At 48.9% G+C, this 16,878-nt stretch carries 18 protein-coding genes and 1 tRNA gene; 5 read left to right on the top strand and 14 right to left on the bottom strand.

The annotated features are described in order from the left end of the window. The 3 genes from AC14M5_RS13480 to AC14M5_RS13470 form a co-directional block, all read left to right on the top strand. Positions 1-1,472: thioredoxin domain-containing protein (locus AC14M5_RS13480; protein WP_484030193.1), on the top strand; the 1,472-nt coding region annotated here is incomplete at its 5' end. Between the two features lie 85 nt (positions 1,473-1,557). Then, complete coding sequence (locus AC14M5_RS13475) at positions 1,558-2,862, top strand: thioredoxin domain-containing protein (RefSeq protein WP_484030192.1); 1,305 nt, start codon at positions 1,558-1,560, stop codon at positions 2,860-2,862. Between the two features lie 12 nt (positions 2,863-2,874). Then, positions 2,875-3,516, top strand: coding sequence for an MgtC/SapB family protein (locus AC14M5_RS13470; protein WP_484030191.1), 642 nt, complete (start codon positions 2,875-2,877; stop codon positions 3,514-3,516). A gap of 39 nt (positions 3,517-3,555) precedes the next feature. Here the strand turns inward: AC14M5_RS13470 and AC14M5_RS13465 are convergent, their stop codons facing one another. The 14 genes from AC14M5_RS13465 to AC14M5_RS13400 all read right to left on the bottom strand — a co-directional run bounded on the left by AC14M5_RS13465 (position 3,556) and on the right by AC14M5_RS13400 (position 14,878). Further along, positions 3,556-3,741 carry a twin-arginine translocase TatA/TatE family subunit gene (locus AC14M5_RS13465; protein ID WP_484030190.1) on the bottom strand — a complete coding sequence of 62 codons (186 nt, stop codon included), beginning with the start codon at positions 3,739-3,741 and terminating at the stop codon, positions 3,556-3,558. Positions 3,742-3,798: 57 nt separating this feature from the next. Next, on the bottom strand, positions 3,799-4,902 hold the full coding sequence (locus tag AC14M5_RS13460; protein WP_484030189.1) for a beta-ketoacyl-ACP synthase III: 1,104 nt from the start codon (positions 4,900-4,902) through the stop codon (positions 3,799-3,801). A 10-nt stretch (positions 4,903-4,912) separates the two neighbouring features. Beyond that, positions 4,913-6,151, bottom strand: a complete 1,239-nt coding sequence (gene fabF / locus AC14M5_RS13455) for a beta-ketoacyl-ACP synthase II (RefSeq protein WP_484030188.1) — start codon at positions 6,149-6,151, stop codon at positions 4,913-4,915. Between the two features lie 111 nt (positions 6,152-6,262). After that, positions 6,263-7,453, bottom strand: coding sequence for a DinB family protein (locus AC14M5_RS13450; RefSeq protein WP_484030187.1), 1,191 nt, complete (start codon positions 7,451-7,453; stop codon positions 6,263-6,265). A 30-nt stretch (positions 7,454-7,483) separates the two neighbouring features. After that, positions 7,484-7,813: a hypothetical protein gene (locus AC14M5_RS13445; RefSeq protein ID WP_484030186.1), complete on the bottom strand. Its 330-nt coding sequence runs from the start codon at positions 7,811-7,813 to the stop codon at positions 7,484-7,486. A 9-nt stretch (positions 7,814-7,822) separates the two neighbouring features. Next, positions 7,823-8,380 carry an elongation factor P gene (gene efp, locus AC14M5_RS13440; protein WP_484030185.1) on the bottom strand — a complete coding sequence of 186 codons (558 nt, stop codon included), beginning with the start codon at positions 8,378-8,380 and terminating at the stop codon, positions 7,823-7,825. 80 nt (positions 8,381-8,460) lie between these two features. After that, complete coding sequence (locus AC14M5_RS13435; protein ID WP_484030184.1) at positions 8,461-8,952, bottom strand: MogA/MoaB family molybdenum cofactor biosynthesis protein; 492 nt, start codon at positions 8,950-8,952, stop codon at positions 8,461-8,463. Then, entirely contained in the window at positions 8,949-9,389 is a 441-nt protein-coding gene (locus AC14M5_RS13430) for a GNAT family N-acetyltransferase (RefSeq protein ID WP_484030183.1), read from the bottom strand. Before AC14M5_RS13430 ends, AC14M5_RS13435 begins: the two co-directional genes overlap by 4 nt. Beyond that, positions 9,386-9,751 carry a response regulator gene (locus AC14M5_RS13425; RefSeq protein WP_484030182.1) on the bottom strand — a complete coding sequence of 122 codons (366 nt, stop codon included), beginning with the start codon at positions 9,749-9,751 and terminating at the stop codon, positions 9,386-9,388. Before AC14M5_RS13425 ends, AC14M5_RS13430 begins: the two co-directional genes overlap by 4 nt. Then, positions 9,717-12,347, bottom strand: a complete 2,631-nt coding sequence (lon, locus tag AC14M5_RS13420) for an endopeptidase La (RefSeq protein ID WP_484030181.1) — start codon at positions 12,345-12,347, stop codon at positions 9,717-9,719. Before lon ends, AC14M5_RS13425 begins: the two co-directional genes overlap by 35 nt. 4 nt (positions 12,348-12,351) lie before the next feature. Further along, the gene (locus AC14M5_RS13415) at positions 12,352-12,750 is read right to left on the bottom strand and encodes an Hsp20/alpha crystallin family protein (protein ID WP_484030180.1); all 399 of its coding nucleotides are present in this window, start codon (positions 12,748-12,750) and stop codon (positions 12,352-12,354) included. A gap of 41 nt (positions 12,751-12,791) precedes the next feature. Continuing rightward, a tRNA-Arg gene (locus tag AC14M5_RS13410) sits at positions 12,792-12,864 on the bottom strand. Positions 12,865-12,878: 14 nt separating this feature from the next. Continuing rightward, positions 12,879-13,310 (bottom strand): hypothetical protein, encoded by a 432-nt coding sequence (locus tag AC14M5_RS13405; protein ID WP_484030179.1) that lies wholly within the window; start codon positions 13,308-13,310, stop codon positions 12,879-12,881. Further along, positions 13,307-14,878: a hypothetical protein gene (locus tag AC14M5_RS13400; protein ID WP_484030178.1), complete on the bottom strand. Its 1,572-nt coding sequence runs from the start codon at positions 14,876-14,878 to the stop codon at positions 13,307-13,309. The genes AC14M5_RS13405 and AC14M5_RS13400 overlap by 4 nt, the downstream gene beginning before the upstream one ends. A gap of 361 nt (positions 14,879-15,239) precedes the next feature. Between AC14M5_RS13400 and AC14M5_RS13395 the strand changes: the two genes are divergently transcribed. Continuing rightward, positions 15,240-15,713 carry a c-type cytochrome domain-containing protein gene (locus AC14M5_RS13395; RefSeq protein ID WP_484030177.1) on the top strand — a complete coding sequence of 158 codons (474 nt, stop codon included), beginning with the start codon at positions 15,240-15,242 and terminating at the stop codon, positions 15,711-15,713. Between the two features lie 358 nt (positions 15,714-16,071). After that, positions 16,072-16,860, top strand: a complete 789-nt coding sequence (locus AC14M5_RS13390) for a hypothetical protein (RefSeq protein ID WP_484030176.1) — start codon at positions 16,072-16,074, stop codon at positions 16,858-16,860. The last annotated feature ends 18 nt before the right edge of the window (positions 16,861-16,878 follow it).

The following is a 16,878-nucleotide window of genomic DNA, read 5'->3' as shown; positions in this document are numbered from 1 at the left end:
GGTATGGAGGCTGGGGCTCTGCGCCGAAGTTTCCGCAACCCATGACCATCGAATTTCTTTTACGCCGCGCAACCACCGCTACACCTTATCACGAACAAATATTAAAAGCTGTCAACCATGCATTAAGTGCAATGTCACGCGGCGGGATGTATGATGTTGTCGGCGGCGGATTTTCCCGCTACAGTGTCGATAATTTTTGGAGAACGCCTCATTTTGAAAAAATGACATATGATAATGCCCAATTAGCCCTGGCATATTTACATGGGTATTTGCTCACTGGCAACACTGACTATCGCAGGGTTTGCGAGGAGACGTTGGATTTTGTCCTGCGAGAATTAACTCATTCAGAAGGTGGATTTTTCAGTAGCTTGGATGCCGACTCAGATGGTGAAGAAGGGAAATTCTATGTCTGGACACAAGACGAACTCGAAGAAGTGCTCGGATCTGATTTTGACTTTTTCAAAGTGGCGTATGGCATTACCCCATCTGGAAATTGGGAAGGCAAGACCATCCTGCAACGCGCTTTGGATGATTCCACACTCGCAGCCCGCTTCAAAATGGAGCAAGAAGAACTGTGGCAGCGATTGTCCAAATGTCACGCAAGACTTTTAGAAGCAAGAAGTTCACGCATTCGCCCCACCACTGATGACAAAGTGCTGGTGATGTGGAACTCCCTGATGCTCAAAGCCTTTGCAGAGGCAGGACGTTATCTTAATAGGCAGGATTATCTACAGGTAGCCAGTCGTAACGCACGATTCTTGTTGAATAATCTACATGCAAATAATCGACTGCACCGATCCTGGCGGGAGGGACAGGCAAAGCACAATGCCTACCTGGAAGATTATGCCGGTCTGATCTTGGCGCTTTTGGCGTTGTATCAATCCGATCCGAATAAGGAATGGTATCTTTCGGCATTGAAACTTGCCGATGAAATGGTTGAACACTTTGCTGACCCCAATGGAGGTTTTTTCGACACACGCGACGATCATGAAACCATCCTTGTACGTCCGAAAGATATTCAGGACAATGCCACCCCATCCGGGAATGCTCTCGCCGTTACTTCTCTGCTTGAATTGGCAGCGTATGGGGATCGGATAGAATGGCGAGACCGTGCCGAGGAGATGCTTTCCTCAGTATATGGAGCGATGCTACGCTATCCGACTGCCTTTGCACAGTGGTTGTGTGCGGCTGACTTTGCTGTCGGTCCGACACATGAGGTGGCAATTATCGGCGACTCACAGCGTACCGAAACCAAAGAATTGTTGAATACCCTTTGGAAAACATTCCGACCCCGACAGGTAACAGCGATTTCCGCTTACCCATCGGAGCCGGATGCGCCAGCCTTGCTGAAGGATAGACCTTTATTGAATGATCTCCCAACAGCTTATGTGTGTCAGGGATTTGTTTGTTTACAGCCAGTCAATTCGCCAATTGAGATGGAGTCCCAACTGGTGGGCAACTCAAATCCTTAGTGAGCCATCAGACCATAACTACCGACTGATAACCGTGCTGAAAACACCACTCCGTTTGTACGATTGGGTACACCATTTCGAAAAAATGCTTTATGATAACGCGCTCCTCGTCCGCGCCTTTTTGCATGCCTGGCAGGTCACCAAAGAACCAGCTTTCAAACGCATCGTTGAAGAAACCCTCAACTTTGTTGCCCGCGAAATGACTCACGAAAAAGGCGGTTTTTATTCATCACTCGATGCGGATTCAGAAGGTGAAGAAGGTAAGTTCTATGTTTGGACTCTCGATGAAATCCGCGAGGTGCTAAAAGATGATTTGGATTTTTTTGAAGCGGCTTACGGCATCACCACAAAAGGGAATTGGGAAGGCAAGACAGTTCTCCAACGCGCATTGGATGACGCCTCCCTCGCCGCCCGCTTCAAGCTGGACCTGGAAGCTGTTTCGACAAAACTAGCCGACTCTCATTCCAAGCTTTTATCTGCACGCAGCTCACGTATCCGCCCGGGGACGGATGACAAAGTCCTCACCGCGTGGAACGGCCTGATGCTCGCGGCATTTGCGGAGGCGGCGCGCGTGCTCTCTGTAGAGTCTGGCAGTGAGCTCTCAGAAAATGAACAACAAAAAAATGCACAGCAAGCTGTGCGACTCCAGAGGGAATACGTCAATCTGGCTACGCGCAACGCGGAGTTTTTACTCTCAGAATTAAGGCCAAACGGAAAATTACGGCGTGCCTGGCGGAATGGAAAAACCACCAACGAAGTCTTTCTCGAAGACTATGCCGCGTTGATTTTAGGCCTGCTGGAGTTATATCAAACAGATTTCAACAATAAATGGTTCACCTCCGCTAAAGAACTTGCCGACGAAATGATCGAACGCTTCAGCGACCCTGAAGGCGGCTTCTTTGATACACCACATGATGGAGAAAAACTTCTCGTCCGCCCGAAGGATATTCAGGATAATGCCACCCCTTCAGGGAATTCACTAGCCTGCGCAGCCCTGATAAAATTAGCCGCGTACACGGATGAAGGCAAATATCGTGATATTGCAGAGAAATCACTCACGCTGATCACGAGCTTTGTCCTGCGCTATCCGCTTGGCTTTGCGAACTGGCTGTCAGCGGCGGAAAATGCCCTAGGGCATATGAAGCAGGTTGCGGTGTTGGGCGAAGCGAACGATGAAAACTTCCAGAACATGATCAATGTCCTTCGTGCAGAATACAGACCAGGCCTGGTAACTGCCGCTTCATCCTATCCAATTAAAGAGGGCTCCCCTGCCCTGCTGAACGACAGGAAGCTGATGGAGAATAAGCCCACGGCGTATGTTTGTGAGGGGTTTGTGTGCAAGCAGCCCACCACCGAAATCCAAACATTGATCGAACAATTAAATTTTTGAAAGGGCAAATAGATGGATCAGGTTTTCATTCAGAACTTAATTAAGATCGGCGTTGCCGTTTTGGTTGGCGGCGTCATTGGCGCGGAGCGCGAGTATCAGGATAAGGCGGCTGGCTTTCGCACGATTATTTTGATCACACTTGGTTCGGCCTTGTTTACGATCTTTTCGCTGAGCATGGATGCGGGTTTTACACAAACACGCATTGCCGCAAATATTGTGACGGGCATCGGCTTTCTGGGCGCAGGTGCAATCATCCGCGATGGCGGGCGGATTGCCGGGCTGACGACTGCCGCGACCATCTGGCTTTCCGCTGCCCTGGGCATGGGAATCGGCGCAGGCCAAATTTATTTCGTGTTGGCCGCCACTGCTGTAACTCTTTTGGTTTTGCTTGTGTTCCCACGCTTTGAGGCCCGCATTGATAAGATCCGCGAGGCTCGCTCCTACAGAATTATTTTAGGCGGCAATGACTTTAAAGCAATCGACAAGGTGCAAAAGGCAATTGATGAATGTTCTTTGTGGGTTTTCGATCATCATCAAACAAAGACTGAAAAATCCATCGTCAGTTCGTGGAAAACGATTGGTTCGCCAAAGAATCACGAGAAATTCGTCTTGATGATGCTGAAGGAAAAATCAGTAAAGGAGTTGGATTACTAGCTACAAAAAAAGCTCCCCGAATTCGGGGAGCTTTTTTCATTACGATTTCTTTTCTTCGCCTTCAGGCTTATCACTTTCTTCTTCCTTGTTCCCCAACCCCTCACGGAAGGATTTGATACTGCGCCCAATTTCACCTGCAATCTTGCCAATTCGACCTGGACCAAATAACAGGACGACGATTATTAGAATAATGATCCATTCTGAACCACGCGGTAGACCTAACATGAAACACTCCTTGATTGAATTTCAATCGAATCGTACCACAACTCAATAAAAAAGTGGTTAGAGTTCCTTGTGTGAGAAGAATCCTTCGATAAAACGAATCGCACGGCGAACCAATGAGCGGAGGCGCGCCAGGAAGCGATATTGTTCCGGGTGAACGTGTTTCTTGGCAGGGATGGGGCCAGTCCATTCAACAACCATGGCACCCCAGGTTAACCCTGCCCCAAAACCAACGAATACAACTTTATCTCCGGGTTTTAGCTGTCCCTGTTGGGCGGCTTCCACAGTGGCAATTGGAATGGAGGCCGTGGAAGTATTCCCATAGCGATCTACATTGACAAAGAATTTATCCATTGGAAGTTTGAGATATTTTGCCGCTGTTTCCACAATGCGGTAATTTGCCTGGTGAGGAATGATCCATTGAATATCATTGGTGGTTAAGCCAGCCATCTCCAATGCTTCCAGGGTGGCACGCCCCATTACCCGCGTAGCAAACCGAAAAACTTCCTTGCCATCCATCTCGATGAAATGCTTGCCTTCGTGTATGGTGGCTTCGGTAGCTGGGTAGCGTGAACCGCCTCCCAGTAGAGTCAACGAATCAGCCCCGGAACCATCCGAGTGCATCACCGCGGATAACAAACCGCCCGGTGTTTCACTTGCCTGTAAAACAAACGCACCCGCCCCATCCCCAAAAAGGATGCAAGTGTTGCGATCCTTCCAATTTACAAAACGTGAAAGTGTTTCTGTACCGATCACCAAAGCATTTTTTATAGAGCCACTGCGTATGGCTTGTGCAGCCATATTTGTTCCATAGATAAAACCCGAACAGGCGGCGGAGAGATCGAACGCGCCCGCCTTGGTTGCGCCGATTTGATCTTGAATAAGACAAGCTGTTGCAGGAAAAATATATTCAGGTGAGGACGAAGAACAGATGATCAGATCCAACTCGGTGGGGGCAAGGTTTGCAACCTGTAAAGCCTTGATCGAAGCCTCGACGGCCAGCGTGGATGGGAATTCATTCTCCCTGGCTATGTGACGTTCACGAATACCCGTTCGATCACGAATCCACTCATCGTTGGTATCCACAAGTTTGGCAATATCGTCGTTGGTAAGGATGGGTTCAGGTACATACATGCCCCAGCCCGTGATATGCGCGAATGGCATTCTAACTCCTTTATTTGTAGCGGCTTAAGATCAATGTGGCGTTATGGCCGCCAAACCCAAACGAGTTGGACATGACATTATTAACGGTTGCTTTGCGCGGCTGATTGGGGACATAATCCAGATCACAAACGGGATCAGGAGTCTCGTAATTGATGGTAGGCGGCAGGATGTTATTCAAGATCGTCATCGCGCCGATAACTGCCTCCAATGCACCGGACGCTCCCAGCAAATGCCCCGTCATAGATTTGGTGGAGGAAACGGGAGTGCTATAAGCCTGTTCACCAAATACGGATTTAATGGCGGCAGTTTCACTCTTATCATTCAAATAGGTAGAAGTGCCATGAGCATTGATATAGCTGACATCAGCAGGGTTGAGTTCCGCATTTTTCAATGCAAGGCTCATGGACATGGCCGCCCCAACGCCATTTTCGGCAGGCGCAGAAATATGATGTGCATCATCAGTTGTGCCATAGCCCATAAATTCACACAGGATATTGGCACCGCGGGCCTGTGCATACTCAAGCGATTCAAGGATCAAAATGGCTGCACCCTCACCCATTAAGAATCCGTCGCGGTCCTTATCAAATGGACGGGAAGCTCTTTCTGGCTCATCGTTGCGGGTAGATAAGGCAGTCATCACGTTCATGCCTGCCATGGACACTGCCGTAATCCCCGCTTCTGAGGCGCCTGCAATCATGGCATCTGCCGCGCCACGACGGATCATTTCAGCGGCTTCGCCCACTGAATTCGTGCCAGACGCACAAGCAGTGGCAAGTGACATGTTAGGGCCGCGTGCGCCCACTCGAATGGCAATATTCCCAGCCGCGCTATCCGAGATCATCATCGGGATAAGGAACGGGCTGACGCGTTCAGGCCCACGTTCACGCAGAACATCGTATTGTTCAAGCAGGGTAATAATTCCGCCAATACCAGTCCCAATTAAAATACCCACCCGGTCACGATTCGAATCATCTATCTTGAAATTCGAATGTTCCAGGGCCTCTAGAGTGGCCGCCGTGGCAAATTGCGCAAAACGATCCATCTTGCGGGCATCACGTGTGCCAAACATGGCCGGGGCATCAAAGCCCTTCACTTCTGCCGCAAATTTTGTTTTGTGGGCCCTTGCATCAAAAGCAGAGATGGGCGCCGCACCGGATTTCCCCGCCAATAACGCATTCCAGGTATCTTTTACATTATTTCCAACCGGGCTTATGCAGCCCAGCCCTGTAATCACTACACGTTTCCTCATTATTCATGTACTCCTTCGGCAATATATTTCAGTATAACAAATAAGGGACAAATTAATTTGTCCCTTATTTGCATAATAACACTGGTATCGGCTGGAAGACACGCAAATTGCTTACATTTTTTTCAGTGTAGCCCATGCCTGTTGAATGTGCATTCGGTCATGATCTGCGATAAAACTGACTACCTCAAGAAAATTTGTCGGGCCGAATATGGCGTGACGCGCTTTGCGATTCCATTCTTCCTCGGCTAAATTCTTCAAGGTTGAGAGTGTTTCACGCCTCGCGTCATTAAACTCTTCCAATGCAGAAGCACCATTTTCATGCAAATAATCACGCTGGCTCGCCCACACTCCCGTATCTGGCCGCGGGATGAAAGGCTCACTTTGTTCCTTGAAAAGATTGATCTGCATCTGATGAATCTCGCGTTCAGTATCACGCAAATGGCAGACAAGTTCGGTTAAAGACCAATCATTGAAAGAAGGTTTACGAGACCACAAACTGGAATCAAAGCCGCACAATAACCCATTCAGCACTGCTGGAGTTGCAGACATGATTCCCAAAATAGAATCTATTGATTTGAAGGATGGCATTAGGGATGCACGATCAGTGGCTTCAAGCCACAGACGCAGATCATCTAATTTGCCGCGCGGCCCCGCCTCAAGTCCCAAACTGGAAGCGGGTTCTACATCCACGTGATAGGCAGCCAGCCCAAGCCTTTTTGCGGGCAGGATGTCACGCTCCATATCATTCCCCACCATCAGCACCGGCCCATCAGGCCAGCCCATGCGGCCAAGGATTTCAGCATAATAAGCGGGATGTGTTTTTGAAAAATGAAAACATTCGAAGCTTGAAATAATTTCAAATTGCTGCGGGTCAAAACCCGCCCAGCGCAAACGATGGAGCGTAGCCTTACGAGGCAAAAGCGGATCGGTGGCTATTGCAATGCGATACCCTTTTGAAAATGCCCAATCTACAAATGGCTTTGCCTCAGCGACCTGTGAGGTAAGCCCTGCCAGGTTTGGAAAAATATTGTCGTAAAAATCTTCAATCGCGGGTTTGAGTTCGCCGGGAGAAATGCTGAGATGTTGATAAAATTCCGCGTCGAAGACTTCCTTTAGTGTGTGCGAGAAGTCGTCGCTTTCATTCATCTCACGCATACCAGAAAGCAAAGCGCGGAACATGAGATCGGGAGCAATATGAGGCGCAAGCTCATTGGACAGGGCCTGAAAATAAGCAGGGATAAATTCCTGTAAATTTGTATTAAGCAGTGTGTCATCAAGGTCGAGCAGGAGTGTCAGCATCATAGTGTTATGACTCCCCCGGAGTCTGGGTTCTTATTCTTTTATTTCAAATGTGAAGGGCAGGGCATGGCATTCTCCACACCCCACTTGAGGTTCTAAAACGTCCCGTTTGGATTTTTCGCAGAATGCGTTAACCTGTACGCGGCGTTGAAAGAAAGCTGTGATCGGACGCGCCACCGCAACCTTTAACTTCATATGCTCGCAGGAATTGGCACGCGCAATATCGGGTATCGGGCAGGTCTTGCACAGATCAGGCGTCCAGGCTTGTCCTTGTGCCTGAAGCAATCGGCATTCTTCCACATTGCGGCCACGATAATAATCACCGAAAAAATGCGGGCATTCGCGCCCAGCGGGAGTCTTCATAAGTTCAATTTATACGCGGGTAATATATTCGCCCGTGCGTGTGTCCACACGAATGGTATCGCCAACGTTGACGAAGTTAGGGCACTGCACGGTAACACCGGTTTCGGTAGTGACCTTCTTGGTTACGCCTGTGGCCGTATCACCGCGAATCGCCATTTCAGCTTCCACCACCTTGAGGTCTACCGAAGTGGGCAATTCCACGTCGATGGCTTCGCCTTTGTAGAAGGTTAATTTTACTTCCATGCCTTCGCTAAGGTATTGAGCGCTCTCACCGAGTGATTCTTTTTTGATGGCAGGCTGCTCAAAAGTAACGTTATCCATAAAATAATACATGTCGCCATCGTTGTACATGTAGGAGACGTTTGCGAAATCGAGGCTGACATCCTGAACCGATTGCCCGGAGCTAAATGTACGTTCAATGGTGGAACCGGTTAACAAATTACGAGCCTTGACTTTAATATTGGCGTTTCCGCGGCCAGTTTTGTTATGGCTGTAATCCAATACTTTCAGCAGGTTGCCATCCAATTCAAATGTGACGCCTTTACGAAGTTCGTTTACATCGATCATACTTAAACTATCCTTGATTAATTGATTTTGAAAGCGGGCGGATTATACCAATGAGGTTAGAGCAATGTCTAGTGAACAGCTTAGTGGGAGGATTCGGAGGCTGGGTCATCTACCAGCAGTTGGACAGCGTGAGGCAAAACAGGGATAACGGTTTGTAAATTTTCCACTGCGCCTTTTGGGCTGCCAGGCAAATTGATAATGAGGGTGCGTCCGCGGATGCCGGCAATGGCGCGGGAGAGCATGGCATGTGGAGTCTTCTTGAGGCTTTCAGAGCGCATGGTTTCAGCCAACCCTGGCGCATCTCTTTGGATCACCGCGCGGGTGGCTTCAGGGGCAACATCCCGTAGGGCAAAGCCCGTACTGCCCGTGGTCAGGATCACATCAAATTCACCGCTGTCAGCCCATTCTGTCAGCGTGGCACGGATGGCAGATTCATCGTCGGGGAGGATGTGCTGTTTGGCGACTGACCAATTTTGAGCGCGGATGAGATGCGCAAGGGCGGGCCCGGAGGCGTCTTCCCGTTCGCCATGTGATGAGCGGTCAGAGAGAGTTAAGATTCCAAATCGAATCATGCTGAAAATTCTTTTGCGAAAACAAGGTCTTCTTTGACATGACGCCATCCCTGGTTTTTATAAAATTGGATGGCTTCCAAATTATCGTCCAGTACGTGCAGTAAACATTTGAGGCAGCCCTTGGCTTGCAATCGCTTTTCCACTTCCGTCAGCAGCAAAGCCCCGACACCCTGCCCGCGAAATTTTTTATGAACCGCAAGGTGATAGATCGCACCGCGACGGCCATCATACGCGCCAATGACCGTGCCAATGATCTCGTTACCCATTTCAGCGATCAAAAACAACTCAGGGTCGCGTTCGAGTTTTTTCTGGATTTGCTCAGGCGTATCTGAAATCCCCACATTCATTCCCGTTTCAATGCTATGCCAGAACAGCAATGTGCGGTCATAATCATTTACAAAAGAAAACTCGCGGATATTTATCGGCTGATCCGTCATGAAGATCGAATGGTTTGTTTCAAGATCGTAATGAGGTCATCGGGCATATAAGGCTTGGGCAAAAAACCGTTTGCGCCGCGGCGAATACATTCCTCTTTTACACTTGCACCGGAAGACATGACAACACGCACTCGGGTTGTATCTTTCGAGCTGCGAAGGCTGTCTAAAATATCCAGACCGCTCTGATGCGAAAGGTGTACATCCAACAAAACGACATCGGGTTTTTCACTGCGAACAGCGGCAAGTACATCTGCATCTGCCTGCAAAGCCACAACATCGAAACCTTCCATTTTGAGCAATGTTTTTAGCAATGAGACCATGGTCACATCATCTTCTGCGAGCAGTACTTTTTTCTTTGACATTCTTCTTTGCCTTCGTTGTTTTTGTTTTTTTCTTCACAGTGCTCTTTATCTGTTCGCTATTCTGGGGCTTCGGTTTCTCCAGTGCGGCGTTGATCACATCATCCACAGATTCGGCAAAAATGAATTTCATTGTTTTCCTGATCTCATCAGGAACGTCATCAATATCCTGTTCGTTGGGTTTTGGCAGGATGACTGTGGTGAGGCCATTGCGGTGGGCCGCCAATACTTTTTCTTTGATGCCGCCGATGGCAAGAACCTGACCCCGAAGAGTGATCTCACCGGTCATGCCGATCTGAGGCTTGACCTTGCGTCCTGAGAGCAAGGATACCAATGAGGTTGCCATGGTCACCCCGGCAGAGGGGCCGTCTTTAGGCTGAGAACCGGATGGGATGTGCATGTGCAGGTCATATTTTTCAAACAACTCCTGCGGAATTTTGAAGGACGCTGAACGTGAACGGACATAAGACAATGCCGCACGCGCAGATTCCTGCATGACGTTACCAACCGAACCAGTTACCTGAAAACCACGTCCGCCGGGCATGGCGGTAGTTTCGATAAACAAAATATCGCCGCCAAAGGAAGTCCACGCCAGGCCAGGCACAACGCCGGGGATGGAGATGCGTTTGTTGAGTTCTTCCGGCCCAAGGAAGATCGGATGATCCAAGTATTCTTCGACCAATTTGGGCGTGATCTCAAATTTATCCACACTGCCTTCGGCAATTTTCGTGCCAACCTTGCGACAGATGGCACCGATCTTGCGTTCAAGATTACGCACACCCGCCTCGCGCGTATATTGACGCACCATCTTCTGCAAGGCTTCGTCAGTAAATTTAACTTCATCTTCACGCAGGCTATTCTCGCGCAACTGGCGCGGAATCAAATATCCACGCGCAATGGCCATCTTTTCATTTTCGGTATAACCCGAAAGGAAGATGATCTCCATTCTATCCAACAGCGGACGCGGAATGGTCTCGAGCGTGTTGGCAGTTGTGATGAAGAAGACTTGCGATAGATCATAGGAGACTTCAAGATAATTATCGCGGAATTCGACGTTCTGTTCGGGATCAAGCACTTCAAGCAACGCCGAAGCTGGGTCACCATGAAAATCATTGGTGAGCTTATCCACCTCATCAAGCATAAAGACTGGGTTCTTTGAATCCACGCGGCGCAGAGACTGCAAGATACGGCCAGGCATGGCGCCGATGTAGGTGCGGCGATGCCCACGGATTTCGGCTTCATCCCGCACGCCGCCCAACGAAGCGCGGATAAACTTCCGTTCCATGGCACGCGCAATCGATTGGCCAAGGGATGTCTTGCCAACCCCGGGAGGCCCAACGAAACACAAGATCACGCCCTCGCGTTCACGGCGAATAAAATCATCTGAAGGCGGCTTCACATCATCCTTGCGGTCGATCCGCAATTTGCGGATTGCGAGGAATTCCAGGATGCGGTCCTTTACATCTTCAAGCCCGTAATGATCCTTATTCAAGATCTCGCGGGCATGTTTAATATCAAGATTATCGGATGTGGATTTTGACCATGGGATGGAAACCAGCCAATCCAAATATGTGCGGATGACACCATACTCTGCGGCAATGGATGGCAAGCGGGAGAGACGCTCCAACTCCCTTTTGGCCTGCTTCAGCGCTTCTTCGGGCATTTTCGCTTCTTCGATCTTTTTGCGAAATTCCTCGGTTTCCTCGGCCTGCTCATCTTTTTCGCCCAACTCGCGTTGGATGGCTTTCATCTGCTCGCGCAGGAAATACTCACGTTGAACTTTTTCGATCTCACCGCGTGCTTCGTTTTGAATCTTCTGCCCAATTTGCAGTACTTCCGATTCGCGCACCAGCAAGCCGATCAGTTTTTTCAGCTTTTCGTACACCGAATCCATTTCAAGGAGTTCCTGCGCATCTTTTAATTCAATGCGCTGGAAATTAGCAATTGTGTAAACCGTTTGGAGAGGGTCTTCAAGTGAAGTGATCGAGCTGACGAGTTCATCCGGGAAAGATGGGATCATCTGTGTGATCTGCTGGAACTGGTCACGGGCATTCCGTGCTAGTGCATCCGTCTCGATGTTTGATTCTTCTTTTTCAGGCGCAAGGTGGATGTGTGCTTTCAGATATGGTTCTTCCTGAACAAATTCGCCAAGCGTAAAACGTTCCATACCCTGCACCAGCAAGCGGACTGTGCCATCCGGTGCGCGTAATAACCGATGCACGGTTGCAATTGTGCCGACCTTATACAACTCATTTGGGCCCGGGGTTTCCTGCTCCGGGTTTAGCGCAGCTACGAGGCCAACCAGTTTATCGCCGCCAACAACATCATCCACCAATTTGATGGAGCGAACCTGCCCTACTGTAAGCGGTACAGCGGTGTTGGGATAGACAACAACTCCACGCAACGGCAGAATGGGAAGGACATCGGGAAACTTCTGCCCTTCGTTTTTGCCATCAGTTTCAGGCTCGGAGGAAGCGTCGTCCTTTTTTTGAAAACGCGAAAGCACCGACGACATGAACACATTCATAAATTCGTCGTCGGTTTCTCCCATCGTTTGAAAGAATTGGTTAATACCGGATTGCCATCTTTGTGCAGGCATGGTTTTATTCAACCTTGATCTGATTTGGTTTTGCTTTTGGGAGGGTAATGGTGAGGAAGCCATTTACATATTCCGCCTGCGCCTGCTCGGCATCCACAGGGCCCGGCAGGCCAACGGCGGTTGTGAACTTTCCAAACCTTATTTCCATTTGATGATATGCGCGCCGCCCGGGGGCATCAGGACGGAAACCCATGATAAGTAAAGTGTCATTCTCAAGCGTAACTTCAAAATCCTCTTCGCGCATCCCCGCTATTTCCATGCGTACGATGTAAGCTTCTTCTGTTTCATAAACGTCAGTTGGGGGATTCCAAATGTTTGAACGCACCTGCCAACTCACCATGCGCAGAACATCACGCTTGGTTTCGATCAGTGATTCATTTGAAATGCGAATAACCGTAGGCATTTAGCTTTCTCCTTCTGATTCGCCAGTACATTATCTACGAGTGCCCTCGGAAGGAATCGAACCTTCAACCTCCTGCTTAGAAGGCAGTTGCTCTCTCCGTTGAGCTACGAGGGCAATAAAACACCATTTTACCGGCTGGATTCCTGACCCTGATAGGGTCTTAATCCACGATACACGCGCGGGCCGGCAATTGTTTTCAAGATTATGTCGGCTGAGCGACCAAGTCTCTTACCAAGCTCCTCGGCAGACATGGGGATATTGCCATTAACCAGAAAAATTCTGAAGACCGCCTCAACCATTGCAGTCTTTTCGCTTGAAAATTCTGGCAGCAATGCGCAATGACTCATCAGGGCATGTTGAACGCCATCCACCGGTTTGACTTCGGCAGTTTGGGGGTCGACCCAATCGATCAGCTCGCCCTCTTCCATGTTGGCAAAGACTTCCTGATGTTCGGGGCAAAGTAATGAACGCAGAAAAACGTGCCAGTCACGTTCGTTCTTTTTCCACCAATCAAAATCGATGTGGAAGGGTGTTTTGGGACTTGGCTTTAGCAGGCTCATACAGCATCCTCATCTAAACGGAAGTGCAGGTCGCCTACATGATTGTAGACCGGGTTGGTGGCCAGCAAGGCAAAGAGAGGCGCCGGTGGCACACGGCGGAGCAGATTAACCGCGGCGTACAGTTCCTGGGCGTGTACATGACCCTGCGGGTTTGATTTAGCCAATTCACGCATCACAAGTAATACCAAATCTTCAAACGAGCGTTTCTTTTCCCAGAGAGGGTCCAAAGATTTGAAATCAGGCACGTGGATTACCATGCGATCATTGAACTCGGCAGTAATAGGTTGTTTCAGCATTGCGAAAACAATTCCGCCATCTGTGCCAACCATCACCGTGCGCACCCAATCTTTCGAGGAACGCTGACTTTTTACTTCGGCGATCACCTCGCCGGGCTGTTCACCTTTGCGTACCTGCACGAGTGAACCTGGAATCAATTGATGCGATTTATACCATTCACGCAAACCAAAGACATAGCCATGCTTGCGCACCACCCAGGCTGGGATGCGCTGCTTGGTCTTGCCATCCACGAGGGTAAAGCGCACGCGCGGAGATTCGTAAGCCGTTGGGAACAACTTGCGCGCCCGCGCCGACATGGGCAATGTCCCTGCGCGCAGGTGGGGATAGATGAGCGAGATGGTGATCGAGAAAACCTCTTCGCGAGGGTCAAGCTCCTCGGACGGAGTCAACTCGTCATCCAGTTGTGATTCGAGGTTCTTCATCGCGGGGTCTAACACAGAGCGGTCATGTTCGATCTCAATATAATGCAATGAGGGCGGAACTTCCCGCACGTAGTCTGGCTCGAGGCGGCGCAGGCACCACAAGACCTGACCCGCAGGCCCGACCTCATCAAAACGGTCATCATCCTGCAGGGCATAATTCAAAGAAAATTCAGCCAGTTTGGGGTTGATGCCAGCGGGCAATTCAATATCTTTCATCAAGGCTTCGGTCGGAAGCGGCTCGCCACTGGACATATCTAAAACTGCTTCGGCAAGGTTCAGCTGTCCTTGATTAATATCGATCAAAAGCGCGCGCGGGAACCAACGACCCGCGATCCTCACCAAACCTTCGTCGGAATTAAAGGCGGCTTCCAGCTTTTTTTCGATTGCGTCACCATGTTCACGCAAAATAAAAGCGGAACTGACCTCATCACTTTCAGGTACAGTAAGCGGCGCATCATTCAATAGATGCGAATCCAACCTCGCAGCAAACATCCGTTGGGTGTTGTCATCCATTTCAACTGTAAGCACATCAAAATCACTGATGGAGGGATTCAGCCCTGAACGCACAGCCTTTACTTTACCGTGTTTCCAATCCAATGCTGGAAAAACAAGCTCATCGCCAATTTCATATTTTTCCCTGGGAAGAAAACTCTTGCCGACAGATTTTTGCCTGCTTTCTGAGGCATCACGTTCTGCGCGAATACGTGCCTCCACAAATTCAGTAGCCAGATCGCGCGCGGTTAACGGCGTTTCGCGTTCAAATAGAAAAGTGTGTAGGTTTTCAACGTCTTGCGGGGTGACTTGAATGGATAACCAATATTCGTTGGGAAGTTTAAATGCGCCTGCCATACTCAGCCTTGTAATGAATTTGCGCCTATCGCTCGTCGCATACATAAACTTTTTAATGGAAAATGCAAGTACATATGACGACTCTGCTCTAGTTAATTACGCGATACTTTATAACGCGCGGCGTTGTGATTATACCTTACCTTGCGCAGACTATCTATGCTATGTACAGAAAAGCACAACCATTCAACGGATGTAAGAATTCACAGGATTTCTTCATCCTCTTCTCAAGTTGGTATAGTAAATTTTGGCGGATCATTTGGCTTACTTTCAGAGACCCTTCCCCCTACGGGGACGATGCGCTATCGCTCAGGGTGACACGGCGTGAGTCGAATCATTTCAGAAAATTATTCAAAGGACAAAAATGAAAAGACAGATTCTGCCTGCAATCATATTATTGACTATTGTCAGCATCACGGCTTGTAGTGGACAAGCGCCTTCTCCAACGGGGACGCCGCAGACTCCACCCGCACCTGCCACATCAACCCAGGCGGTGACTCAGCCCACGCCGCTCCCCGCCTCTACAGAGATAAGCACTGCCACTGAAAGCACATCTACATCAGTCAGCTTTGCAAATGACGTTATGCCGATCCTTGAGGTGCGTTGTATTAAATGTCATGGTGTTGAATCAAAAAAAGAAGGGCTGGACTTGCAAACCTACGATAACATCTTTGCAGGCTCACGCAACGGCTCTGTGATCGAACCCGGCAACGCCACAGACAGCCTGCTGGTGCAATTGATCGTAAAAGGCAAAATGCCCAACCGCGGACCAAAGGTTACAGAGGAAGAATTGCAGCTCATTAGAGATTGGATCGATCAGGGGGCGCGAAATAACTAACCTTTCCCCGTCCGAAATTCCCCAGAGATTAGTTGTTGATCTCTGGGGAATGTTTTGAGCTCCTGGAGCAGGATGCTTTATAATTGCCCATGCTGCCCACCTCCATCTGCGAGAACTTTCAAGTCATCGAAGACCCCAACCACTTCCTGCTCCTACCTTCCCTGAATCCTTTACCGTGGTTGACCCCAGCGGCGCAAAAGCAGAGTATGTGTTTGTGAGGATCATTGAGTAGAAAGAGTCAGCTTGCTTTATTGCAAGGGGTTTTTATGATTTTGCAGTTTTCCACAAAGGGGTGAAATTGCATTTTCTGGAATAACGTAAGAGCTTGTGGTGTGATACTTCATCCACGGAGAAAATAATGAAATTTCCAGCATATCTGAGGATCAGCAACCGCAAGTTTTTGGTGGTGTTACTGTTCCTATTTGTTATTCGAGGAATTCAGATTCAATGCCTCTACCCACCGCTGGAAGGGCCAGATGAATATCAGCATATAGCATATTTGGTCTATCTAAATGAGAATCATCAAATTCCAGTTTATGGGCAGGCTTTTGTTCCTTTATCCATGTACCCAAGTTTGGTAGAAAACCCTCACAGCGAATTTGACTGGCAACAGACAGCGCAGATTGGCGCTCGCCGTTACGAAGATTTTTACAACTCTCCGTCAAGCACTGTTGGAAATGCCGCAATCCTACTTTACCAAGCCCAGCATCCTCCGCTTTTTTACATTATTGCGGCTCCTATCTTTAACGGGCTTCAGAACTCATTTGGTTTCCTTACAGCAGTGTACACCATTCGAATATTAAATATCGTACTTGCTGGAACTGCCATAATAATGTTACTCGCCCCATTGCGATCTTTAATTAGCGACAATGGTATTTTTAGGGCCGCAGCATTGGCTATAAGTCTCTCGCCAATGTTCATGATTTATGTCTCTCGAGTTGCAAATGATGCTTTAGCGCTTTTTTTCATCGGCGCTACGGTGTTGTGTCTTACACGATTGCCAGGTACGAGATTCCCATTTGTGAACGCCTTTGTAGTTGGCACTTTACTTGCATTGGGAACACTAGCTAAACTGATTACTGTAAGCTTAATTCCTACAGCGCTGGTATACGTACTTGTTCTCGCACTCTTATCGAAAGTACAATGAGATCGGCAGAGCGTCGTG

The sequence above is a fragment of the Candidatus Villigracilis sp. genome, from assembly GCF_057083605.1.
This window is presented reverse-complemented; position numbering and strand designations above follow the sequence as displayed.

Bases quoted from the DNA above. Each gene is read 5' to 3' on its own strand.
- AC14M5_RS13475 (WP_484030192.1), top strand. From the start codon at position 1,558: ATGCTTTATGATAACGCGCTCCTCGTCCGCGCCTTTTTGCATGCCTGG.
- AC14M5_RS13470 (WP_484030191.1), top strand. From the start codon at position 2,875: ATGGATCAGGTTTTCATTCAGAACTTAATTAAGATCGGCGTTGCCGTT.
- AC14M5_RS13465 (WP_484030190.1), bottom strand. From the start codon at position 3,741: ATGTTAGGTCTACCGCGTGGTTCAGAATGGATCATTATTCTAATAATC.
- AC14M5_RS13460 (WP_484030189.1), bottom strand. From the start codon at position 4,902: ATGCCATTCGCGCATATCACGGGCTGGGGCATGTATGTACCTGAACCC.
- fabF (WP_484030188.1), bottom strand. From the start codon at position 6,151: ATGAGGAAACGTGTAGTGATTACAGGGCTGGGCTGCATAAGCCCGGTT.
- AC14M5_RS13450 (WP_484030187.1), bottom strand. From the start codon at position 7,453: ATGATGCTGACACTCCTGCTCGACCTTGATGACACACTGCTTAATACA.
- AC14M5_RS13445 (WP_484030186.1), bottom strand. From the start codon at position 7,813: ATGAAGACTCCCGCTGGGCGCGAATGCCCGCATTTTTTCGGTGATTAT.
- efp (WP_484030185.1), bottom strand. From the start codon at position 8,380: ATGATCGATGTAAACGAACTTCGTAAAGGCGTCACATTTGAATTGGAT.
- AC14M5_RS13435 (WP_484030184.1), bottom strand. From the start codon at position 8,952: ATGATTCGATTTGGAATCTTAACTCTCTCTGACCGCTCATCACATGGC.
- AC14M5_RS13430 (WP_484030183.1), bottom strand. From the start codon at position 9,389: ATGACGGATCAGCCGATAAATATCCGCGAGTTTTCTTTTGTAAATGAT.
- AC14M5_RS13425 (WP_484030182.1), bottom strand. From the start codon at position 9,751: ATGTCAAAGAAAAAAGTACTGCTCGCAGAAGATGATGTGACCATGGTC.
- lon (WP_484030181.1), bottom strand. From the start codon at position 12,347: ATGCCTGCACAAAGATGGCAATCCGGTATTAACCAATTCTTTCAAACG.
- AC14M5_RS13415 (WP_484030180.1), bottom strand. From the start codon at position 12,750: ATGCCTACGGTTATTCGCATTTCAAATGAATCACTGATCGAAACCAAG.
- AC14M5_RS13405 (WP_484030179.1), bottom strand. From the start codon at position 13,310: ATGAGCCTGCTAAAGCCAAGTCCCAAAACACCCTTCCACATCGATTTT.
- AC14M5_RS13400 (WP_484030178.1), bottom strand. From the start codon at position 14,878: ATGGCAGGCGCATTTAAACTTCCCAACGAATATTGGTTATCCATTCAA.
- AC14M5_RS13395 (WP_484030177.1), top strand. From the start codon at position 15,240: ATGAAAAGACAGATTCTGCCTGCAATCATATTATTGACTATTGTCAGC.
- AC14M5_RS13390 (WP_484030176.1), top strand. From the start codon at position 16,072: ATGAAATTTCCAGCATATCTGAGGATCAGCAACCGCAAGTTTTTGGTG.